The organism is Massilia luteola (assembly GCF_034420155.1).
GTDB classification, from domain to species: Bacteria; Pseudomonadota; Gammaproteobacteria; order Burkholderiales; family Burkholderiaceae_D; genus Telluria; species Telluria luteola.
Genome location: NZ_JAXOFN010000015.1, coordinates 1 through 20326 on the forward strand (window position 1 = coordinate 1; position 20326 = coordinate 20326).

A 20326-nucleotide genomic window follows, 5' to 3' on the forward strand; every position below is an offset into this window, starting at 1 on the left:
GGCGCCCTGCTCTCTCCGGCAAACAAAAAAGGCCCCGATGGGGCCTTGTTTGTTTGGCGGAGAGGGTGGGATTCGAACCCACGGTACGGTCACCCGTACGCCTGATTTCGAGTCAGGTACATTCGACCACTCTGCCACCTCTCCAGGTCGCGCGATCATCTTGCGGTCGTTTCGCGTGAGGCCGAATTATAGACGGTGGGTAAGATAATCGCAAGCGCCTGCTTATTTCGCCGCCAGGCCCGCCATCAGCGCATCCAGCGTCTGCTGGCCCCGCACCAGGTTCGTCGCGCGGTCGAAGATGCCGCCCGCCTGGTCGTCCGGCGCGCCCGTGTCCCAGAAGAACGGCACCACGCCATTGGCGACGGCCTGCTTGACGACGTAGGTATGGTAGTAGTTGCGCGACTTGAGGTGCAGCGCCAGGGCGTCGCCCGTCAGGTTGGTGCGCCGCATGGCGGCGAATTCGCCGAGCAGGACGGGGATTCCCTTGTCGACGAATCGCGTCTTCAGGCTGGCGAACTGCGCATCGACGTAGGCTTCCTCGCCCCACGTCGGATTGCGGATCGTGTCCGTCGTCGAGTGATTGGGAGCGCCCCAGTAATACGCCTGGTAGCCCCAGGTTTCGTCCTTGTCCATCAGCGCGAAATTGAACGGGTCGTAGAAATGGATCTCGGCCATCAGCCGGCCGGGCACCTTGTCGGCCGGCAGCGTGGGCATCAGCTTGACCGTCAGGTCGATATTGGTCTGCGGGCCCTGCACGACCAGCACCCGGTACGCGTTCCTGCCGCCGGTGGCGCGCACGGCGTCGACGAAGGTCTGGTGATAGCTCATCAGGACGGCCATGCCCGTCGCATCCTTCGTGTCCGGTTCGTTGGCGCTGGCGAACATCACGTGCTCGTCGAAATCGCGCAGCGTCGTCGCGATCTGTTCCCAGTACGCCTTCTGCTTGGCGTTCACGGCATCCTTCTTGTCGGGCGTGACGTTCTTTTCGAGCCAGCCGCCGTCCCAATGGATATTGACGAGGACGTACATATCGTTGTCGACGCAATATTGGACCACCTGCTTCACGCGGGCGAGCCACGCGGCGCTGATCCGGCCCGTCTTCTGGTCCGCGTACTGGTCCCACGACACGGGCAGGCGGATCGCATTGAAACCGGCCTTCTTGACGGCCTGGATCAGCGCGTTCGAGACCTGGGGATTGCCCCATCCCGTTTCGCCGCCCGTTGCTTCCATCGTGTTGCCGACGTTCCAGCCGATGCGGATCGATGCGGCGATTTGCTGCGCATTGTGGGACATGCCGGTCGTGTCGGGCGACACGGGGTTCGTGTTGTAGCTCGGGTAGGGGCTCGCGGTCGCCGGTGCCGGGGTGGCCGGGGCGGCCGGAGTCGCTGGGGTCGTGGCCTGGACAGGTGCCGCGGTCGACGGTGACGAACCTCCGCCGGCGCCGCCGCAACCTGTGAGCAGCACCGCGAGCAACAGCGCGTACGGCATGGACAAGACTCTCATGGATCTCCTCTTTGTATTTTTGGAAAAAAATTACAGAGTAGAAAGGTCAGATGCCTGATGGGTAGTGCTGATGAAAGAAGTGTTATCAGTGTGCGGATTGTTCAAGAGTTGTTGGCGACAGTGTTATGCAGGCGGCTTCGGCTGCGGCGCGTGTCTGGGTGCTTTGGCGCGCGCGCCACGCAGCGCACGGGACTGTCTGCGGTGCGGACGGCAGATGGAGGTTCGAGGCCCGAGCTTCGCCGGGCTTCGAACTGGAACTGCTCGTAAAGGCGATGCTGATTCTGGTGCGTGCCTTTCGGCTTTGCAGCGCGCGCCCGCGGCGCGCGGCGCCGTCCGCCTTGCGGACGGCAGATGGGCGATTCGAAGAGGGCTGGGCTTGCAAGCCCAGCCCTTCGAATCCCACCTCGCAGGGCGCGCGGGCGCCCTGCTCTCTCCGGCAAACAAAAAAGGCCCCGATGGGGCCTTGTTTGTTTGGCGGAGAGGGTGGGATTCGAACCCACGGTACGGTCACCCGTACGCCTGATTTCGAGTCAGGTACATTCGACCACTCTGCCACCTCTCCAGGTCGCGCGATCATCTTGCGGTCGTTTCGCGTGAGGCCGCATTATAGACGGCCTCCGGTAAAAACGGAAGATCTATTTACTCAAGCCGCCGGCACCAGGCGCTCGAGCCCGGCCATGTACGGGCGCAGCACGTCCGGCACGACGACGCTGCCGTCCGCCTGCTGGTAGTTCTCCAGCACGGCCACGAGCGTGCGGCCCACGGCCAGGCCCGAGCCGTTCAAGGTGTGCAGCAGTTCCGGCTTGCCCTTCGCGTTACGGAAGCGGGCCTGCATGCGGCGGGCCTGGAAGTCTTCGCAGTTCGACAGCGACGAGATCTCGCGGTACGTGTTCTGCGCCGGCAGCCACACTTCGAGGTCGTAGGTCTTCGCGGCGGAAAAGCCCATGTCGCCCGTGCACAGCTGCATCACGCGGTACGGCAGGCCCAGGTTCTTCAGGATCGTCTCGGCCTGGCCCACCATCTCTTCCAGCGCGTCGTACGACTGGTCCGGATGGGCGATCTGCACGAGCTCGACCTTGTCGAACTGGTGCTGGCGGATCATGCCGCGGGTGTCGCGGCCATAGCTGCCCGCTTCCGAGCGGAAGCACGGGGTGTGCGCCGTCATCTTGATCGGCAGCGATTCCGCCGCCACGATCTCGTCGCGCACCATGTTCGTCAGCGACACTTCCGACGTCGGGATCAGGTAGAAGTTCTCGCCCTCGCCTTCCGCGCCGCCTTTTTTCACGGCAAACAGGTCTTCCTCGAACTTCGGCAGCTGGCCCGTGCCGCGCAGCGAATCCGCGTTGACCAGGTACGGCGTGTAGCACTCCGTGTAGCCGTGCTCGCCCGTGTGCGTGTCCAGCATGTATTGCGCCAGCGCGCGGTGCAGGCGGGCGATGCCGCCCTTCATCACGGCGAAGCGCGAGCCGGTCAGCTTGGTCGCCGTGTCGAAATCCAGGCCCAGCGCGTTGCCGACGTCGACGTGGTCCTTGACCTCGAAATCGAAGACGCGCGGCGTGCCGACCTTGCGCACTTCGACGTTGCCCGACTCGTCCTGGCCCACCGGCGTGGACGGGTGCGGCAGGTTCGGGATCGCGGCCATGAACTGCGCCAGCCTGTCCTGCACCTGCGCAAGCAGCGTCTCGTTGGCCTTGAGCTCGTCGCCGATGCCGGCCACCTCGGCCATCACGGCGCTCGTGTCTTCGCCCTTGCTTTTCAGCATGCCGATCTGCTTGGACAGCGAGTTGCGCTTGCCCTGCAATTCCTCGGTGCGCGTCTGGATCGCCTTGCGCTCGCCCTCAAGGGCGTTGAATCCGGCGACGTCGAGCACGTACTTGCGGCTCGCGAGGCGTGCGGCGGCGTTGTCGATGTCTTTGCGGAGGAGTTGGATGTCTATCATTGTCGGGATTGTCGCAGGGTGGGATATCGAAAGCGCAATTGTACCAAGTCGCAGGCGGCAAACCAGTGCCGCGTGCCGATCCGGGTGTACTTGGGCTCCCGCCTGCGCGGGAGCGACGTTCATAGTGCGGAAGCCACGTTCATGGTGCGGGAGCCACGTCCATGGTGCGTGCGCCCGTTCATGGTACGTGCGCCACGTTCATGCGTTAATGGTGCGTGCGCGCCGTTCGGGCGGCGGGCGCTCAGTCCTCGCCGCCGGCGCGGGCGTCGTCGTCCAGGCTGCGCAGCCACGCCAGCTTTTCCGCGATCTTCGCCTCGATCCCGCGCGGCACCGGCTGGTACCAGCCCGGTTCGGGCATGCCGTCCGGCAGATAGGTCTCGCCGGCCGCGTACGCGTGCGGCTCGTCGTGGGCGTAGCGGTATTCGTGGCCGTAGCCCAGTTCCTTCATGAGCTTCGTCGGCGCGTTGCGCAGGTGGACCGGCACTTCGCGCGATTTATCCTTGCGTACGAAGGCCATCGCGGCATTGAACGCGTTATAGCCGGCATTGCTCTTGGCGGCGATGGCGAGGTAGACGACGGCCTGGCCCAGCGCCAGTTCGCCCTCCGGCGAACCGAGGCGCTCGAAGGTCGCGGCCGCGTCGTTGGCGAGCTGGATGGCGCGCGGGTCGGCGATGCCGATGTCTTCCCACGCCATCCGGACGATGCGCCGCGACAGGTATTTCGGGTCGGCGCCGCCGTCCAGCATGCGGCAAAGCCAGTACAGGGCGGCGTCCGGATGCGAGCCGCGCACGGACTTGTGCAACGCCGAGATCTGGTCGTAGAAATTGTCGCCGCCCTTATCGAAGCGGCGTGCGTTCAGCGTCAGCGCGTTCTCGACGAAGTCGCGCGTGACGTGCGTCGTCCTGGACGTATCGGCCGACGTCTTCGTCTGCTCCAGCAGGTTCAGGAAGCGCCGGGCGTCGCCGTCCGCGTAGCCGACCAGCGTCTGGATCGCGACGTCGTCGAACTGCAGGTGGGACAGCCCGCCGCTGCGGCGCGCGCGCTCCAGCAACTGGCGCAGCTCGTCGTCGTCCAACGCCTTGAGCACGTACACCTGCGCGCGCGACAGCAGCGCGGAGTTGACTTCGAACGACGGGTTTTCCGTCGTCGCACCGATCAGGGTGACGAGGCCGGACTCCACGAACGGCAGCAGCGCGTCCTGCTGCGATTTGTTGAAGCGGTGGATCTCGTCGATGAACAGGATCGTGTGGCGGCCGGAGGCAAGGTAGTGCTCGGCCTGCTCGATGGAGGCGCGGATGTCCTTCACGCCCGACAGCACCGCGGACAGCGCGATGAATTCGCAGTCGAACGCATGCGCCGTCAGCCGCGCCAGCGTCGTCTTGCCGACGCCCGGCGGCCCCCACAGGATCATCGAGTGCGGGCGGCCCGACTTGAACACGAGGTTCAGCGGCTTGCCCTCGCCCAGCAGGTGGCTCTGGCCGATCACCTCGGCGATGGTCTTCGGGCGCAGGCTTTCCGCCAGCGGGGCCGCGGGTTCGGTCTTGAAAAGGTCATCCACGGGCAGCTCCCATGGCGCGCGGCGCGTTGTTATCGTTCATCTTGCCTATGTATGGCCCATGCGTCGAAAGCGCAAGTGGCTTACTCGTTGACGACCTCGGCACCCTTCGGCACGTCGAACTTGAACGCCTGCGCGGCGAGCGCCGGGTTGCGCTGGAAGCTCGTGAATTTCAGCATCACGGTCTGGCCGAAATTGTCCTTCAGTTCCATCGCCTGCGGCGTACCGTCCTTGAGGCCGATGCCGATCTGCTCGAACGTCGTGTCCTTCGATTTGGGCGTCGCGTTCAGCCATTCCAGGCCGTCGTGCGTGCCCGCTTCGGACAGGGTGAAATTCTTTTCCAGGTCGTTGCTGCCGAACAGGATGGCGGCCGGCGAGCTGCCCAGCGCGCCGCCCAGCTTGCGCGTGGTGACCTGGTTCAGGTCCTTGTCGTACAGGTACAGCGTGTCGCCGTCGGCCTGCAGCAGTTGTTCGTACGGCTTCTGATAGGTCCAGATGAATTTGCCGGGGCGCGCGAACACGAAGGTGCCGCTCGACGTCTTGCCCGGCTTGCCCGAGGTGCGGATCTGGGTCTGCGTGAATTCGCCGCGGGCCGATTTGGTGCCGGCGACGAAGGATTTGAATTGGTCGAGCGCGGTGGCGTGGGCCGCGCCGGCGAACAGCATGGCGGCAGCGATCAGCGTGGTTTTCAGCATCATGGTCATATGGTGGATTTCCTTTTATTGTAAGCCGGCGATGCGGCCGTGCTCGTGCCGGCGGAACGCGTGGGCGGAGGGCCGCCCACCCTACGGACCCGTCGCCGGCGTAGGGTGGGCATTCGAGCCCGGGGGCCTCGAATGAAAGGTGCCCACGCGCACGTTTGCATACCGTCACCGCGTGCAACGCCGGTCTATTCGGCGTTCGTGACCGGCACGAGAATGTCGCGGTTGCCGTTCGACTGCATCGGCGACACGACGCCGCTCTGTTCCATCTGCTCGAGCAGGCGCGCGGCGCGGTTGTAGCCGATGCGCAGGTGGCGCTGCACGAGCGAGATCGACGCGCGGCGGTTCTTCAGCACCACCGCCACCGCCTGGTCGTACATCGCGTCGGATTCGCCGCCGCCTTCGCCGGCCGGGATGCCGTCGGCGCCGCCCTCTTCGGCCACGCCGCCTTCGAGAATGCCTTCAATGTAATTCGGCTCGCCCGTCGACTGGAGATGTTTTACAACTCGATGCACTTCGTCGTCCGAGACGAACGCGCCGTGCACGCGGACCGGCAGGCCCGTCCCCGGCGGCATGTACAGCATGTCGCCCATGCCCAGCAGCGTCTCGGCGCCCATCTGGTCGAGGATGGTGCGCGAGTCGATCTTGGACGACACCTGGAACGCGATACGCGTCGGGATGTTCGCCTTGATCAGGCCCGTGATCACGTCCACGGACGGACGCTGCGTCGCCAGGATCAGGTGGATGCCGGCCGCGCGCGCCTTTTGCGCGATACGGGCGATCAGTTCCTCGACTTTCTTGCCGACCACCATCATCAGGTCGGCCAGCTCGTCGATGATGATGACGATCGTCGGCAGCTTGTCCAGCGGCTCCGGCGCGTCCGGCGTCAGCGAGAACGGGTTCGGGATGTGTTCCTCGCGCTTCGCCGCTTCCGCGATCTTGGCGTTGTAGCCGGCCAGGTTGCGCACGCCCAGCTTCGACATCAGTTTATAGCGCCGCTCCATCTCGTTCACGGCCCAGTTCAGCGCGTGGCCGGCCTGGCGCATGTCGGTGACGACGGGCGCCAGCAGGTGCGGAATGCCTTCGTAGACCGACATCTCCAGCATCTTCGGGTCGATCAGGATCAGGCGCACGTCGGCCGGGTCGGCTTTATACAGCAGCGACAGGATGGTCGCGTTGATGCCGACCGATTTACCGGAACCGGTCGTACCCGCCACCAGCAGGTGCGGCATCTTCGCGAGGTCGGCGACGACCGGCTTGCCGGCGATGTCCTTGCCCAGCGCGACCGTCAGGCTGGACGCGCTGTCGCCATACACTTTCGAGCCGAGGATCTCGGTCAGGCGCACGATCTGGCGCTTCGGGTTCGGCAGTTCCAGCGCCATGTAGTTCTTGCCGGGGATCGTCTCGACGACGCGGATCGACGTCAGCGACAGCGAACGCGCGAGGTCGCGCGCCAGGTTGACGATCTGGCTGCCCTTCACGCCCGTCGCCGGCTCGATCTCGTAGCGCGTGACGACCGGGCCCGGATACGCGGCCACGACCTTCGCCTCGACGCCGAAGTCGGACAGTTTCTTCTCGATCAGGCGGCTGGTGAATTCGAGCGTCTCGATGGCGACGGATTCCTGCGCGGGCGGGGCGTCGTCCAGCAGCGCCAGCGGCGGCAGCGTATTGTCGCCGTGGACCTCGAACAGGTGCGACTGGCGCTCCTTCTCGGCGCGCTCGGAGCGCGGCACGGTGACCATCTGCGGTTCGATCTTGATCGGGGCCGGGTTCGGCGCACCGGCCGGCGGCAGCGGCGCCTTCGCGAGCGTGGGCGCCGGCGCGCGCGGGGCGGGCTCCGGATAGGGCTCGTCGTCGAACGACGGCTCGGCCGCGAACGGCGGCGCGGCCGGCGCGGACGATGCATGCGCGGCATCGTCGATCTGCGGCTCGGCCTTGGCCCGGGCCAGCTTCGCGTCGCCGCGCGCCTTGACCTTGGCCTTCATCTTGGCCAGGAAGCCCGGCGCGGGGCGCTCGTCGTCCCGCGACTCGTCCGCGTCGTCGTCGCGCGGGGTCTCGATCCGCACCGGCGAACCGGCATGTTTTTCCACGTACTTGGCGCGCTCGTGCACGACGACTTCGTCGCGCTTGTGCGCCGCGACCTCGCCGTAGCGGCGGTCTTCGCGGTCTTCGTAGCGCAGGCGGAACCAGTCCCAGCTCGTCTCGACGGATTCGCCGATGCGCTCGGCCACGGCCAGCCACGACACCTGGAAATACCAGGAAAAGCCGAGGCCGAACAGCAGCAGCAGGAGCAGGGTCGCCCCGGTGAAGCCGAACGCGTTGTGCGCGGCGTGGCCGATCAACTGGCCCAGCACGCCGCCGGCGGCGCGCGGCAGCTCGACCTTCAATGACCACATGCGCAGGTATTCGAGGCCGACGCTGCCGGCGAACATCAGCACGAAGCCGATCCAGCGGATCAGCGTCTCGCCCTGGTGCTCGGGTTCCTGCTGCGCTTCCTGGACGATGAACCGCGAATGCAGGCGCCGGTAGCCCTGCCACACGGCGCGCGTGAAGCAGACGCACAACCACCAGGCGGAAAAGCCGAAGATGAACAGCAGCAGGTCGGCCAGCCAGGCGCCGGCGCGGCCGCCCAGGTTGGCGACGTGGGCGACGGCGTTCTCGTGCGACCAGCCCGGATCGGCCTTGTTATAGCTGAGCAAGATGAGGACGAAATACAACAGCGCGACGGACATGGCGAGCCAGCGCGCCTCCGACAACAGGCGCACGAGCCGGTTCGGCAGCGGCTGGCGCGGCGGCCTCGGCTTGTGAGTATAGGTCGTGCTCGTCGATGGACTATTCTTGCTCATTGCGGTTTGAAACGGTACTGCCGGGTAACAATGCCCCAAAGATGACCATTCTAAGCGATATATTGCCGCGCAGGCCCCACGATTCATGCTCATGTGCATCATCGACTATAATCCCGGGTTCAACGCCCTTGATTCCGCACTGCCCGGCCCCACTTTCCGGACATCATCCAATAGAAGAAGTTCACACATGACCACTCGCAAACACGCCAAAGTCCTGATCCTCGGTTCCGGCCCCGCCGGTTACAGCGCCGCCGTCTATGCGGCGCGTGCCAATCTCAGTCCGATGCTGGTGACCGGTGTCGAGCAGGGTGGTCAATTGATGACGACGACGGACGTCGAGAACTGGCCGGGCGATCCGCTGGGCGTCCAGGGTCCGGAACTGATGCAGCGCCTGCTGCAGCACGCCGAGCGCTTCAATACGGAAATCGTGTTCGACCATATCCACACGACGCACCTGAACGAAAAGCCGATCCGCCTGGTGGGCGATTCGCACGAATTCACGTGCGACGCGCTGATCATCGCGACCGGCGCCTCCGCCCAGTACCTCGGCCTGCCCAGCGAGCAGGAATTCATGGGCAAGGGCGTGTCGGCCTGCGCGACCTGCGACGGCTTCTTCTACCGCAACCAGGAAGTCGCCGTGATCGGCGGCGGCAACACGGCCGTCGAGGAAGCGCTGTACCTGTCGAACATCGCGACCAAGGTCACGCTGATCCACCGCCGCGACAAGTTCCGCGCCGAGCCCATCCTCGTCGACCGCCTGATGAGCAGGGTCGCCGAGGGCAAGATCGTGCTGGAGCTGAACCAGACGCTGGACGAGGTCAAGGGCGACCAGAGCGGCGTGACGGGCGTGCAGCTGAAGTCGACGGACGGCGGCGCGACCCGCGAACTCAAGGTGCACGGCCTGTTCGTGGCGATCGGCCACAAGCCGAACACCGGCATCTTCGAAGGCCAGCTGGACATGCACAACGGCTACCTCAAGACCCGCGGCGGCAGCGAAGGCATGGCCACGGCGACCAGCGTGCCGGGCGTGTTCGCGGCCGGCGACGTGCAGGACCATGTGTACCGCCAGGCGATCACGTCGTCGGGCTCGGGCTGCATGGCCGCGCTGGATGCCCAGCGCTACCTGGAAGCCCTGGAATAATTTTTTGCAGGCTGTTCGATGGCGATACGCCTGCGTGCCGGGGGCAAGCGGGTGAAGTAGATTGCGGCAGCAATGATGAAACAATTTTCGGAATTAAAATCCTTGCGCGACAAGCTCAAGGAAGACGAAAGGCAGCGCGCCATCGAACAGGCCGAGCGCGAAAAGCGCGAACGCCTCGCGCGCGAGCACGCCGTCGAATTCGGCGCGGCCGTCAAGGACGTCGTCAAGATGCCCGAATCCGACCGCTACGTGTGGCGCCCGATGCACGATTTCGAGACGCGCGGCACCCCGCTGCCAGCGCGTCCCCGGACGGCCGAGGAAGAAACCGCGGCCGTGCTGCGCGAATCGATGTTGTCCGACCAGTTCGACGTCGACGGCCTGCTCGACGAAGACCCCTCCCTCAGCTGGTCGGCGCCCGGCGTCGGCCCGGACGTCGTCAAAAAGCTGCGCAAGCGCCACTGGCCCGTCGAGGACGAACTGGATCTGCACGGCCTCACGCGCGACCTCGCGCGCCGCCACGTCGACGCCTATCTCCACAAAGCCGGCAAGCGCGGCATCCGCTGCGTGCGCATCATCCACGGCGTGGGCTATGGCTCGGCCGGCGGCGAACCCGTCCTGCGCGGCATGGTCCACAGCTGGCTCGTGCAGACGAGCGACGTGGTCGCCTTCTGCGTGGCGAACCGGGCCGACGGCGGCAACGGCGCCCTGATCGTCCTCCTGCGTCCCGCGCTCGACGACCGGTGAATGTGTCATGGCACGTCCGTACGGGGCGTGTTTAGTTGACAAAAATCCGCGGCGATCTGGCGAACGCTGTAATATGCAGGCTCCGTCGCGCCGTCCTGGCGCCGCCAGCATAAGGATGAATGAGTGGAGTCCACCACGCCAGTACCGATGGCAACGCCGCGGCGGGTCGACCTGCACAATTGCGCGGACGAACCGATCCACATCCCCGGCTCGATCCAGCCGCACGGCGCACTGATCTTCCTGTCGGACACCGGGCTCATCGAAGGCTGGAGCGCCAACATCGCCACGATCGCGGGCACCGCGCCCGCACTGGGCCAGCCGTACGGCGCGCTGGGCCTGCCGCAGGCGGTGACGGAACTCATCCAGGAATGCATCGCCACGACCGACAGCGGTGAAGCGCCGGCCATGGTGGCGGCCGTCGCCATCGGCGGCCGCGACTACGACTGCGTCGTGCATGCGCACGCGCGGCGCGTGCTCGTCGAATTCGAGGCGCGCGACGTCGGCATGGCCGAAGTCGCCCAGTTCGCGATCAAGGCGCATTCGTCGATCGACCGCCTGCGCCGCCAGCGCACCGTCGAGGGCCTGCTGGAGACGGCCGTGCGCCAGGTGCGCGACTTCACCGGCTTCGACCGCGTGATGGCCTACCGGTTCCGCGGCGACGATTCCGGCGACGTGGTGGCCGAGGCGCGCCGCGACGACCTCGTGCCCTACCTCGGCCAGCGCTACCCGGCCGGCGACATCCCGCCGCAGGCGCGCCGCCTGTACGTGCTGAACACCCTGCGCATGATCGCCGACGTCGGCTACCACGCCGTGCCGCTGCTGGGACCGCCCGCCGCGGCGCCGCTCGACCTGAGCTTCGCCGTGCTGCGCAGCGTGTCGCCGATCCACGTCGAGTACCTGCAGAACATGGGTGTGGGCGCGTCGATGAGCGTGTCGATCGTCGTGGGCGGCCGCCTGTGGGGGCTCGTCGCCTGCCACCACATGGCGCCGAAACGCGTGCCCTACTCCGTGCGCATGGCGGCCGACGTGCTGGCCCAGGTGATCGCGTCGACCGTGCAAAGCATCGAATCGCGCGAGGACGCGGCGCTCGTGGAACACGCGGCCCAGGTCCGCACGCGCCTCGTCGAATCGCTGCTGCTGGAAGACGATCCGCTCGACGCCCTCCTCCAGCACGGCGCCGGGCTGCTCGAGTCCACGCACGCGCAGGCGCTGGTCGTGGCCCAGTACGGGCGGGTCGTCTGCCGCGGCGTCGACCAGGCGCTGGGCGAGGCCGTCGTCGCCGCGCTGCCGGCCGAGCCGAACGACGTCGTCACGCGCGGCTGCGTGCAGGACTGGCCGGACGCGATCCGGCCCCGGCTCGGCAAATGGGCCGGCATGCTGGGCCTGCCGTTCGATCCGCCCAGCGGCGGCTGGTGCGTGCTGCTGCGCACGGAACAGGTCGAGGAAGTGGCGTGGGGCGGCAAGCCGGACAAGAGCACGGCCGGCCCGATGGGCGAACGCCTGACGCCGCGCGGGTCGTTCGACGCCTGGATCGAGACGGTGCGCGGCCGCGCCCACCCGTGGGAGGACGGCATCCTCACCCATGCGCGCATGATGCTCGGGGAACTCACACGCGTCTCGAACACGCGCCGCGCGCAGACGGAAGCGACGCGCGCCCAGCTGCTCGCGATGCTGGGCCACGACCTGCGCGACCCGCTCAATTCGATCAATATGGCCGGCATGGTGCTGGAGCGGACGGACGCCGGCAGCAACAAGGGGACACTGGGCACGCGCATCCGGTCGTCCAGCAACCGCATGCAGCGCATGATCGGCCAGGTGCTGGACATGAGCCGCATCGACCGCGGCATGGGCCTGGGCATCGACCGGGAGCCGGTCGACCTCGCGGCCCTGGTCGAGGACATGGTCGAGGAAGCGCGTCTCGCCTACCCCACCATCGTCTACGACGCGCACACGCTCGGCCCGGCGTTCGTGCTGGCGGATGGCGGCCGCCTGGGCCAGGTGATCTCGAACCTGCTGTCGAATGCGCGCCACCACGGCGAACCGAACCAGCCGATCGCGATCCGCCTGGCACCGGCGGACGGCCAGGCCGTGCTGGAAGTGGCGAACGCCGGCAGCCCGATCGCGCCGGAGACGGAAGCCGCGCTGTTCAATCCGTTCAAGCGCAGCGCGCTGAACAATCCGCGCAACCGCACGGGCATGGGGCTGGGGCTGTACATCGCCCAGCAGATCGTGCGCGAGCACGAGGGCGAGATCGCGTACCGCCACGAGGACGGCAAGGTGGTGTTTGCCGTGCGGCTGCCGCTGGCGCCGACCTTGTAGGGTGGGCGCCCTGTTTAGCACAGGGACATAGGTAACACATGTCTAGAGACATGGGTGACACTACCTGGTCGCCATTTTAGCGGCGGTGAGGTCGATTTGACCGACCTTTTTATGACAAAAGACGATTTTAAGCACGCCGTCTTGTTCTGTTGGTCGAATGGCGACCTTTTGTTCATACAGGCCTTCGCCGACGAAGTACACGCCACCCTTGTAGCTGATTTGGCCGTGGCGATGCACAGTGCGCACGGTTTCGCCTTCGTCGTACTCGACGGGCGGTAGTTCGGAAGGGAAGAAACGGGCACTTTGGGCGTAGCGGGTCGAAGGCGTCTGTTGTTCTAACGCCTCGTGCGGCCGAACCAGATTGTATTGATTGCGCCAGCGGTCGAAGGCTTCCTGGCATGCATCGATCGAGGTGAAGCCGAAGCGGTTGATGAGCTCACGTTTGAGCGTTCGGTGAAACCGCTCGGCTTTGCCTTGCGTTTGTGGATGATATGGCGTGCTGTGGCCGACTCGAATGCCCAAGCGGATGAGCCAGACTTCGAGCCGGGACAGCGTGCCGTGGCCTCCCGTTCCCCAAGGCGTGCCGTTGTCACAAGTAATCCGCTCCGGCATGCCGTAGGTGCGAAACGTCTGTGTCAGCACGTCCTTTACCGTCTGCCCATCCTCTCCTTTGCAAGCGGTCAAACAGACCGAGTATCGCGAGTGGTCATCCAGGATCGTCAGCGGATGACAGCGTCCGGCCTTCTCGTCGGTCAGTGCAAAATGTCCCTTGAAGTCCATCTGCCAGAGCTGGTTTGGTGCCTCGTGTTCGAAGCGGCCCTTGGCGGCATTGATCACATCTACATGCGGCACCAACTGCCTGCCGTGGCGACGCAAAATGGCTGAGATCGTGTTGGGATGCGGAGTGCCGAATTTTTCGGGCAGCAGCGCCTTGAGCTTGCGCGCTCCCCAGCATGGATACTCATCGTGGAGCGCTACAACCGCCGCTTCCAGTTCGTCGGTACTGCGCTTGGGCGATAAATGTGGGCGGCGAGACCGGTCCTCCAACCCTTCGGCACCGTGTTGAAGGTACAAATCACGCCACTTGTAGCCAGTCTTACGGCTGACGCCGAAAGACTGGCAAAGGGCCTGCATATTTACGTCAGGTGTTGTCGCTAAGCGAGCAAATTCAAGACGAGAAGACATTCGGGAACTCTCCTTCCAAGGCATTGCACGCTCCGATTGTTAGCTGTGCAATGATCATAAAAGGTGTTACCTATGTCTCTAGACAAGTGTTACCCATGTCTATGTGCTGAACACGCCCTCCGCCCACGCGCGACGCGTGCGTGATGCCTGCTTCCGCGTGGGCACGGGGTGCCCACCTACGGGGCTGACGGCGCCGGGGTCGGCATGTTAGTCTAGCAAGATGGAGACAACGGGCCGCGGCATCCACCTCATCACCGTCATCGAGATCGTCGCGATCCTGGTGGGCGCGTTCTCGGGATTCATCGAGGCCCGGCGCAAGCGGATGGATGTGGTGGGCGTGTTCACGGTCGCCTTCATCGCGGCGTTCGGCGGCGGCACCGTGCGCGACATCCTGCTGGATAAACGGCCGCTGTTCTGGGTGATCCACCAGGAATACGCGATCCTGATCTTCGTGCTGGCCCTCGTCGCGACGCCGCTGATCCGCACGCTGCGCCAGATCGTGTCGGAACGGCTGATCGTCATCGCCGACGCCGTCGGCCTGGGCCTGTTTTCCGTGGCCGGCGTGTCGTCCGCGCTGGACGCGCGCATGCCCCTGTTCATCGCCTCAATGATGGGCGTGATCACGGGAATCTGCGGCGGCGTGATGCGCGACATCGTCTGCAACGAAGTGCCGATGGTGTTCAGGGACGGCAAGCCCTACGCCATCTGCGCTTTCCTCGGCAACTGGATGTTCCTGCTGCTGGGGATGAACGGCTTCCCGCACGATTTCGCGCTGTGGTCCAGCGCGATGTTCATCGTCGTGTTCCGGCTGGTGACGTGGAAGTTCGATCTGAGGCTGGGACGGTAGCAGGCGCTGCACTCGCCTTCAGCAACAAAGCCGTCGTTCGCGTCCCGCCTGCTGACTTCAAACCGTCGTTCCCGCGCAGGCGGGAACCCAAGTTGTTCGCGGCCCGCCGGCTGAAATTGGATCCCCGCCTTCGCGGGGACGACGGGTGTGCGCGGCGGCGAGTGCACGGAGGCGACGCGTCTGGCTTCAAACCGTCGTTCCCGCGCAGGCGGGAACCCAAGTTGTTCGCGGCCCGCCGGCTGAAATTGGATCCCCGCCTTCGCGGGGACGACGGGTGTGCGCGGCGGAGAGTGCACGGAGGCGACGCGTCTGGCTTCAAACCGTCGTTCCCGCGCAGGCGGGAACCCAAGTTGTTCGCGGCCCGCCGGCTGAAATTGGATCCCCGCCTTCGCGGGACGACGCGCGCGGGCTTAAACCGCGTCCGGCCCCGTCTCGCCGGTACGGATGCGGATCACCTGCTCCACTTCCTGCACGAAGATCTTGCCGTCGCCGATCTTGCCCGTGCGCGCGGCCTTGATGATGGCGTCCACCACCTGCTCCGTCAGCGCATCGTCGACCACCACTTCGATCTTCACCTTGGGCAGGAAGTCGACCACGTATTCGGCGCCGCGGTACAGTTCCGTATGGCCCTTCTGGCGGCCGAAGCCCTTCACTTCCGTGACGGTCAGGCCGGTGACGTTCACCTCGGCCAGCGCTTCGCGCACTTCGTCCAGCTTGAACGGCTTGATCACGCAGGTAATCTGTTTCATGGTTATCTCCTATTCCGGTTTTCCCGGGATTATCGCATGGCACCCGGTCAATCTGGAATCCTGGCCAGCTGCGCCATCCACACGGTCGCTTCCGAATCGCTGGGCGCGCGCCAGTCGCCGCGCGGGGACAGCGAGCCGCCGTTGCCGACCTTCGGTCCGTTCGGCACGCAGGAGCGCTTGAACTGGCTCGTCTTGAAGAAGCGCCACAGGAAGATGCCCAGGTTCTTCTTGATCGCCGCGAGGTCGTACTGGTTGCGCGCCGGGTTGCCGCCTTCCGGCCACGGCCCATACGCCGCGTCGCGCCATGCGCTCCAGGACAGGAACGCGACCTTGGCCGGGCCGAAACCGTAGCGGATCGTGTAGTACAGGTTGAAGTCCTGCAGTTCGTACGGGCCGATGAAGTCTTCGGTCACCTGCGCCGGCTTGTTCGCGTCCCCCGCCTTGCCGGGCACCAGTTCCGGCGAGATCTCCGTCTCCAGCACCTTGATCAGCACATCGGAACCCGTCTCGCCGACCTGCTTCGTGTCCGCGACCCAGCGCACGAGGTGCGAGATCAGCGTCTTGGGCACGCTCGCGTTGACGTTGTAGTGCGACATGTGGTCGCCCACGCCGTACGTGCACCAGCCCAGCGCCAGCTCCGACAGGTCGCCGGTGCCGATCACGATCGCGTGGTGATGGTTCGCGAGGCGGAACAGATGGCTCGTGCGCTCGCCCGCCTGCACGTTCTCGAACGTGACGTCGTACTGTTCCGCGCCTTCCGCATACGGGTGGCCGAGGTCCTTGAGCATCTGGATGCAGCTGGGGCGGATGTCGATTTCGTGCGCCGTGCAGCCGACGACGCGCATCAGTTCGCGCGCCTGGCGCAAGGTGCGCTCGCTCGTCGCGAAGCCCGGCATCGTGTACGCGAGGATGTTCGTGCGCGGCAGGTCCAGCTTGTCCATCGCCTTGGCGCAGACGAGCAGCGCGTGCGTGGAATCGAGGCCGCCGGAGATGCCGATCACGACCTTCCGGTGGCCGGACGATTGCAGCCGCTGCACCAGCGCCTGCACCTGGATGTTGTAGACCTCCGTGCAGCGCGCGTCGCGCCGGCGCCCGTCGGCCGGCACGTACGGGAAGCGCTCGACGAGGCGGGCCAGCGGCAGGTCGCGCTCGAGCGGCAGCGGCACGGCGAATTTCTGCACGCGGAATTTATCCACCTCGTGCGAATGGCGGCGCACGGACTGCGCGAACGTCGTCGTGTGCATGCGGTCGACCGAGAGGCGCTCCAGGTCGACGTCGCCGAAGATGAGGTGCGAGTCGCCGAGGAAGCGCCCGGACTCGGCCAGCAGGTCGCCCTTTTCGTAGATCAGCGACTGGCCGTCCCACGCCATGTCCGTCGTCGATTCGCCCTGCCCTGCCGACGTGTACAGGTAGGCGGCCAGGCAGCGCGCCGACTGCTGCGCCACGAGCTGGTGGCGATAGCCGCTCTTGCCCACGACGACGTTCGACGCCGACAAATTCACCAGCACCGTCGCGCCGGCCAGCGCGGCGTACGAGGACGGCGGGATCGGCACCCACACGTCTTCGCAGATCTCGACGTGGAAGCGCAGCAGCGGCTGATTCTCCAGCTCGAACAGCTGCTCGGGGCCGAACGGCACGTCCTGGCCCAGCAGCGACATATGGTCGACTGCCGCGTTGTCCGCCGCGCTGAACTGCCGACTTTCGTAAAATTCGCCATAATTGGGCAGATAGCTTTTCGGAACCACGCCCAGGATGCGACCGCCCGCGACGACGACGGCACAGTTGAACAGCACGTGGCCGACGCGCAGCGGCGCGCCGACGACGAGCGCCAGCGGGAGCGTGCTGGACGCCGCGACCACCTCGGCGAGCGCGTCCAGCACGGCATCGAGCAGCGCGCGCTGGTGGAACAGGTCGTCGCACGTGTAGGCCGACAGGCCCAGTTCGGGGAAGGCGGCCAGCACGGCGCCGTTGTCCGCGGCTGCGCGCGCGAGGCGGATCGTTTCCTGCGCGTTGAAGGCCGGGTCGGCGACACGGCAAGCCGGACTGGCGACGGCCACGCGCGCGAAATCGTGGGAATACAGGTTGAAGAATCGCTTATCCATAGGTCTCAACAGCTCACGGAAGTCATCTTGAATTATCGCACGCATATCGTTTCTTCTCTGTCCGAGATCGGGCAGGCCCGGTGGGACACCCTGGTCGCGTTGCAGGACGCGCCGAACCCGTTCCTGTCCTTCGCCTTCCTGCACGCGCTGCACGAATCCGGCAGCGCGACACCGGAAACGGGCTGGCAGCCGCAATACATCGCGCTGTACGACGCCGCCGACGGCCTGGTCGCCGCCCTGCCCCTGTACGTGAAAGCCCATTCGTACGGCGAATACGTGTTCGACTGGGCCTGGGCCAACGCCTACCAGGAGCATGGCCTCGACTATTATCCGAAGCTGTTGTCCGCGATCCCGTTCACGCCCGTCGCCGGCCCGCGCCTGCTCGCGCGCGACGCGCACGCGCGGGCGGCCCTCGTCGACGTTCTCGTGAAGACGCAGAAGGCGACGGAGGTGTCGTCCACCCACGTGCTGTTCCCGCCGGACGAGGAAGCGAAACAGCTGGCCGACGCCGGCTTCCTGCTGCGCAGCGGCGTGCAGTTCCACTGGATGAACGCGGGCTATGCGACCTTCGACGACTTCCTCGCGACCCTGGAACAAAAGAAGCGCAAGAACATCCGCGCCGAGCGGCGCAAGGTGCGCGAGGCCGGCGTCTCGCTGCGGCGCGTGCGCGGCCCCGACATCACGGACGAGGAATGGCGCTTCTTCACGCGCTGCTACCGCAACACCTATTCGGAACACTTTTCCAAGCCCTACCTGAACCTGGATTTCTTCCGCCGCATCGGCAAGGCGATGCCGGCCAACCTGCTGCTCGTGATCGCGGAGCGCGACGGCCACCCGATCGCGGCCTCGCTCGTCGTGCACGACGCGACCACCCTATACGGCCGCTACTGGGGCGCGCTGGAACACGTGCCCTGCCTGCACTTCGAGGCCGCGTACTACCAGCCGCTCGAATTCTGCATCGAACAGGGCATCCAGGTGTTCGAAGGCGGCGCGCAGGGCGAACACAAGATGGCGCGCGGGTTCCTGCCGACGCGGACCTGGTCGGCGCACTGGCTCGCGCATCCGTCGTTCGCGGATGCCGTCGAGCGCTTCCTGGAGCGCGAAGCGGGCGGGATCGACGATTACATCGACGAGCTCAACGACCGCAATCCGTTCCGGCGATGACCGCCGGCGGTAGGGCGGGCACGCCGTGCCCACGCGTCACGTCAACCGCAACACATAACGCGCATACGGCACGCCGCGAATCGGCGGCAGATCATGCTCGCGCACGAAGCCGAGGGCCAGGTACATGCGCAGCGCCGTCGCCATGATGGGACTCGTGTGCAAGCCCACGGCCGGGGCGTGCGCACGCACCGCCCGTTCGAGCGCCGCCTCCACCAGGGCCCGCCCGATGCCGCCGCCGCGCCGGTCCGGATCGACGACCAGCATGCGCAGCACCGACCAGTCGTCCGGATAGATCGCGCTGCGCGGCCGTCCCGGCCCCACGTGCACGACGGCGCCGGCGACGCGGCCGGCGCGCTCGGCCACCAGCAGGTCGCCATCGCCCGCCAGGTCGGCCATGCGGCCGATGCCGGCACTGAACGCGGGCCAGTCCGCGTAGTCGCCCGCATACTGGGCAAACGCGGCCAGCGCGACGGCGTTGACGGCGGCGCGGTCGGCCGGCACGTAGTCGCGGATCATGCCGCCCGCCCGATGTCGCCCTTGTCCCACCACAGCTTCGGATTGTTGTCGGCCAGGTCGCGCAACAGGTCCCACACGACCTTCACGCGGCGCAGCCGGTACAGGTCCGTCGGCGCCGCCAGCCAGAACGAGCGCTCCGCATAAAAGCCCTGCAGGACGGGCACGAGGCGACCGTCGTCCGGCACCGCGTACGGCGGCGCCATCATGAGGCCCATGCCCAGCGACGCCGCCTCGATCTGCGCCCCCATGCCCGAGCAGCACAGGCGGCGGCGCGGCGTGAATCCGAGTTCGTTCAGGTACGACAGTTCGCGGCTGGCCAGGCGGTCCTGCACGTAGTCGACGAAGTGGTGGTGCTCCAGGTCCGCATGCGTGCGGATGGGCGGGTGCTTGGCCAGATACGCCGGCGACGCGTACAGGTAGAAACGGAACGAGGCGAGGCGCGTCACCATGTAGCGCCCCGTCGACGGCGGATCGAGCATGACGCCGAGATCGGCCTCGCGGTTGGCCAGGTTGGCGAAGCGCGGCAGCGCCAGCAGGTCGATCGACAGGTCCGGGTGCTCGTCGAACAGTGTCACCAGCAGGGGCGCGACGACGCGCACCCCGAACACTTCCGGCACGCCGAGCCGCACGACGCCGTGCGCCGCCACTTCGGCTCCGCCCAGCTGCTCGGTGGCGGCCAGCGCCGCCCCTTCCATCGCCTCGGCGTGCGGCAGCAGGGCCAGGCCCATCTCCGTCAGCTCGTAGCCTTCGCGCGAGCGGTCGAACAGGGTCGTCCCCAGTTGCTGCTCCAGGCGGTCGATGCGCCGGGCGACGGTCGTGTGCTCGACGTCGAGGCGGCGCGACGCCCCCGACAGGGTGCCGGCGCGCGCCAGCTCCAGGAAAAACCGCAAATCCGTCCACTCCGGCAGGCTGTGCAAGTTCGTCTCCCCCGGTCCCCGCCGACCCGTCACGCATGGGGTCACCGCTCAGTGCGGCTTTTTCGAGAACCCGTTGTTTGATATCAAGGTGACATATT

15 protein-coding genes and 2 tRNA genes are annotated in these 20326 nt (G+C 66.2%); 5 read left to right on the plus strand and 12 right to left on the minus strand.

What is annotated here, in order from left to right; translation table 11 throughout:
* Window positions 1–54: 54 nt before the first annotated feature.
* The 7 genes from U9J41_RS15955 to U9J41_RS15985 form a co-directional block, all read right to left on the minus strand.
* Window positions 55–144, minus strand: a tRNA-Ser gene (locus U9J41_RS15955).
* 78 nt (window positions 145–222) lie between these two features.
* Window positions 223–1503, minus strand: coding sequence for a glycoside hydrolase family 5 protein (locus U9J41_RS15960; protein ID WP_322403175.1), 1281 nt, complete (start codon window positions 1501–1503; stop codon window positions 223–225).
* Between the two features lie 472 nt (window positions 1504–1975).
* Window positions 1976–2065, minus strand: a tRNA-Ser gene (locus tag U9J41_RS15965).
* A gap of 81 nt (window positions 2066–2146) precedes the next feature.
* The gene (gene serS, locus U9J41_RS15970) at window positions 2147–3442 is read right to left on the minus strand and encodes a serine--tRNA ligase (protein WP_322403176.1); all 1296 of its coding nucleotides are present in this window, start codon (window positions 3440–3442) and stop codon (window positions 2147–2149) included.
* Between the two features lie 241 nt (window positions 3443–3683).
* Window positions 3684–5000: a replication-associated recombination protein A gene (locus U9J41_RS15975; protein ID WP_322403177.1), complete on the minus strand. Its 1317-nt coding sequence runs from the start codon at window positions 4998–5000 to the stop codon at window positions 3684–3686.
* Between the two features lie 80 nt (window positions 5001–5080).
* Window positions 5081–5701 carry an outer membrane lipoprotein chaperone LolA gene (gene lolA, locus U9J41_RS15980; RefSeq protein WP_322403178.1) on the minus strand — a complete coding sequence of 207 codons (621 nt, stop codon included), beginning with the start codon at window positions 5699–5701 and terminating at the stop codon, window positions 5081–5083.
* A gap of 185 nt (window positions 5702–5886) precedes the next feature.
* Entirely contained in the window at window positions 5887–8544 is a 2658-nt protein-coding gene (locus U9J41_RS15985) for a DNA translocase FtsK (RefSeq protein ID WP_322403179.1), read from the minus strand.
* A 187-nt stretch (window positions 8545–8731) separates the two neighbouring features.
* On the opposite strand from U9J41_RS15985, the gene trxB reads away from it, so the two are divergent.
* From trxB to U9J41_RS16000, 3 genes are all read left to right on the plus strand, one after another.
* Window positions 8732–9685 (plus strand): thioredoxin-disulfide reductase, encoded by a 954-nt coding sequence (gene trxB, locus U9J41_RS15990; protein ID WP_322403180.1) that lies wholly within the window; start codon window positions 8732–8734, stop codon window positions 9683–9685.
* A gap of 102 nt (window positions 9686–9787) precedes the next feature.
* A complete protein-coding gene (locus U9J41_RS15995; RefSeq protein ID WP_322403181.1) occupies window positions 9788–10429 on the plus strand; it encodes a Smr/MutS family protein in 642 nt (213 codons plus the stop codon).
* Between the two features lie 147 nt (window positions 10430–10576).
* The gene (locus U9J41_RS16000; protein WP_322403182.1) at window positions 10577–12748 is read left to right on the plus strand and encodes an ATP-binding protein; all 2172 of its coding nucleotides are present in this window, start codon (window positions 10577–10579) and stop codon (window positions 12746–12748) included.
* Window positions 12749–12808: 60 nt separating this feature from the next.
* Here U9J41_RS16000 and U9J41_RS16005 read toward each other — a convergent pair whose 3' ends face one another.
* The gene (locus U9J41_RS16005; protein ID WP_322403183.1) at window positions 12809–13933 is read right to left on the minus strand and encodes an IS481 family transposase; all 1125 of its coding nucleotides are present in this window, start codon (window positions 13931–13933) and stop codon (window positions 12809–12811) included.
* A 220-nt stretch (window positions 13934–14153) separates the two neighbouring features.
* Here U9J41_RS16005 and U9J41_RS16010 point away from each other — a divergent pair, with 220 nt between their 5' ends.
* Window positions 14154–14780 (plus strand): trimeric intracellular cation channel family protein, encoded by a 627-nt coding sequence (locus U9J41_RS16010; protein ID WP_200958299.1) that lies wholly within the window; start codon window positions 14154–14156, stop codon window positions 14778–14780.
* 410 nt (window positions 14781–15190) lie between these two features.
* Here U9J41_RS16010 and U9J41_RS16015 read toward each other — a convergent pair whose 3' ends face one another.
* Together U9J41_RS16015 and U9J41_RS16020 are read right to left on the minus strand one after the other, a co-directional pair.
* Window positions 15191–15529: a P-II family nitrogen regulator gene (locus U9J41_RS16015; RefSeq protein ID WP_036236923.1), complete on the minus strand. Its 339-nt coding sequence runs from the start codon at window positions 15527–15529 to the stop codon at window positions 15191–15193.
* A 47-nt stretch (window positions 15530–15576) separates the two neighbouring features.
* Window positions 15577–17631, minus strand: a complete 2055-nt coding sequence (locus U9J41_RS16020; protein ID WP_322403184.1) for an NAD(+) synthase — start codon at window positions 17629–17631, stop codon at window positions 15577–15579.
* 27 nt (window positions 17632–17658) lie between these two features.
* Between U9J41_RS16020 and U9J41_RS16025 the strand changes: the two genes are divergently transcribed.
* On the plus strand, window positions 17659–18795 hold the full coding sequence (locus tag U9J41_RS16025) for a GNAT family N-acetyltransferase (protein WP_322403185.1): 1137 nt from the start codon (window positions 17659–17661) through the stop codon (window positions 18793–18795).
* A gap of 36 nt (window positions 18796–18831) precedes the next feature.
* Here U9J41_RS16025 and U9J41_RS16030 read toward each other — a convergent pair whose 3' ends face one another.
* Complete coding sequence (locus U9J41_RS16030; protein WP_322403186.1) at window positions 18832–19311, minus strand: GNAT family N-acetyltransferase; 480 nt, start codon at window positions 19309–19311, stop codon at window positions 18832–18834.
* Window positions 19308–20228, minus strand: a complete 921-nt coding sequence (locus tag U9J41_RS16035) for a LysR family transcriptional regulator (protein WP_322403187.1) — start codon at window positions 20226–20228, stop codon at window positions 19308–19310. Before U9J41_RS16035 ends, U9J41_RS16030 begins: the two co-directional genes overlap by 4 nt.
* Window positions 20229–20326: the final 98 nt, after the last annotated feature.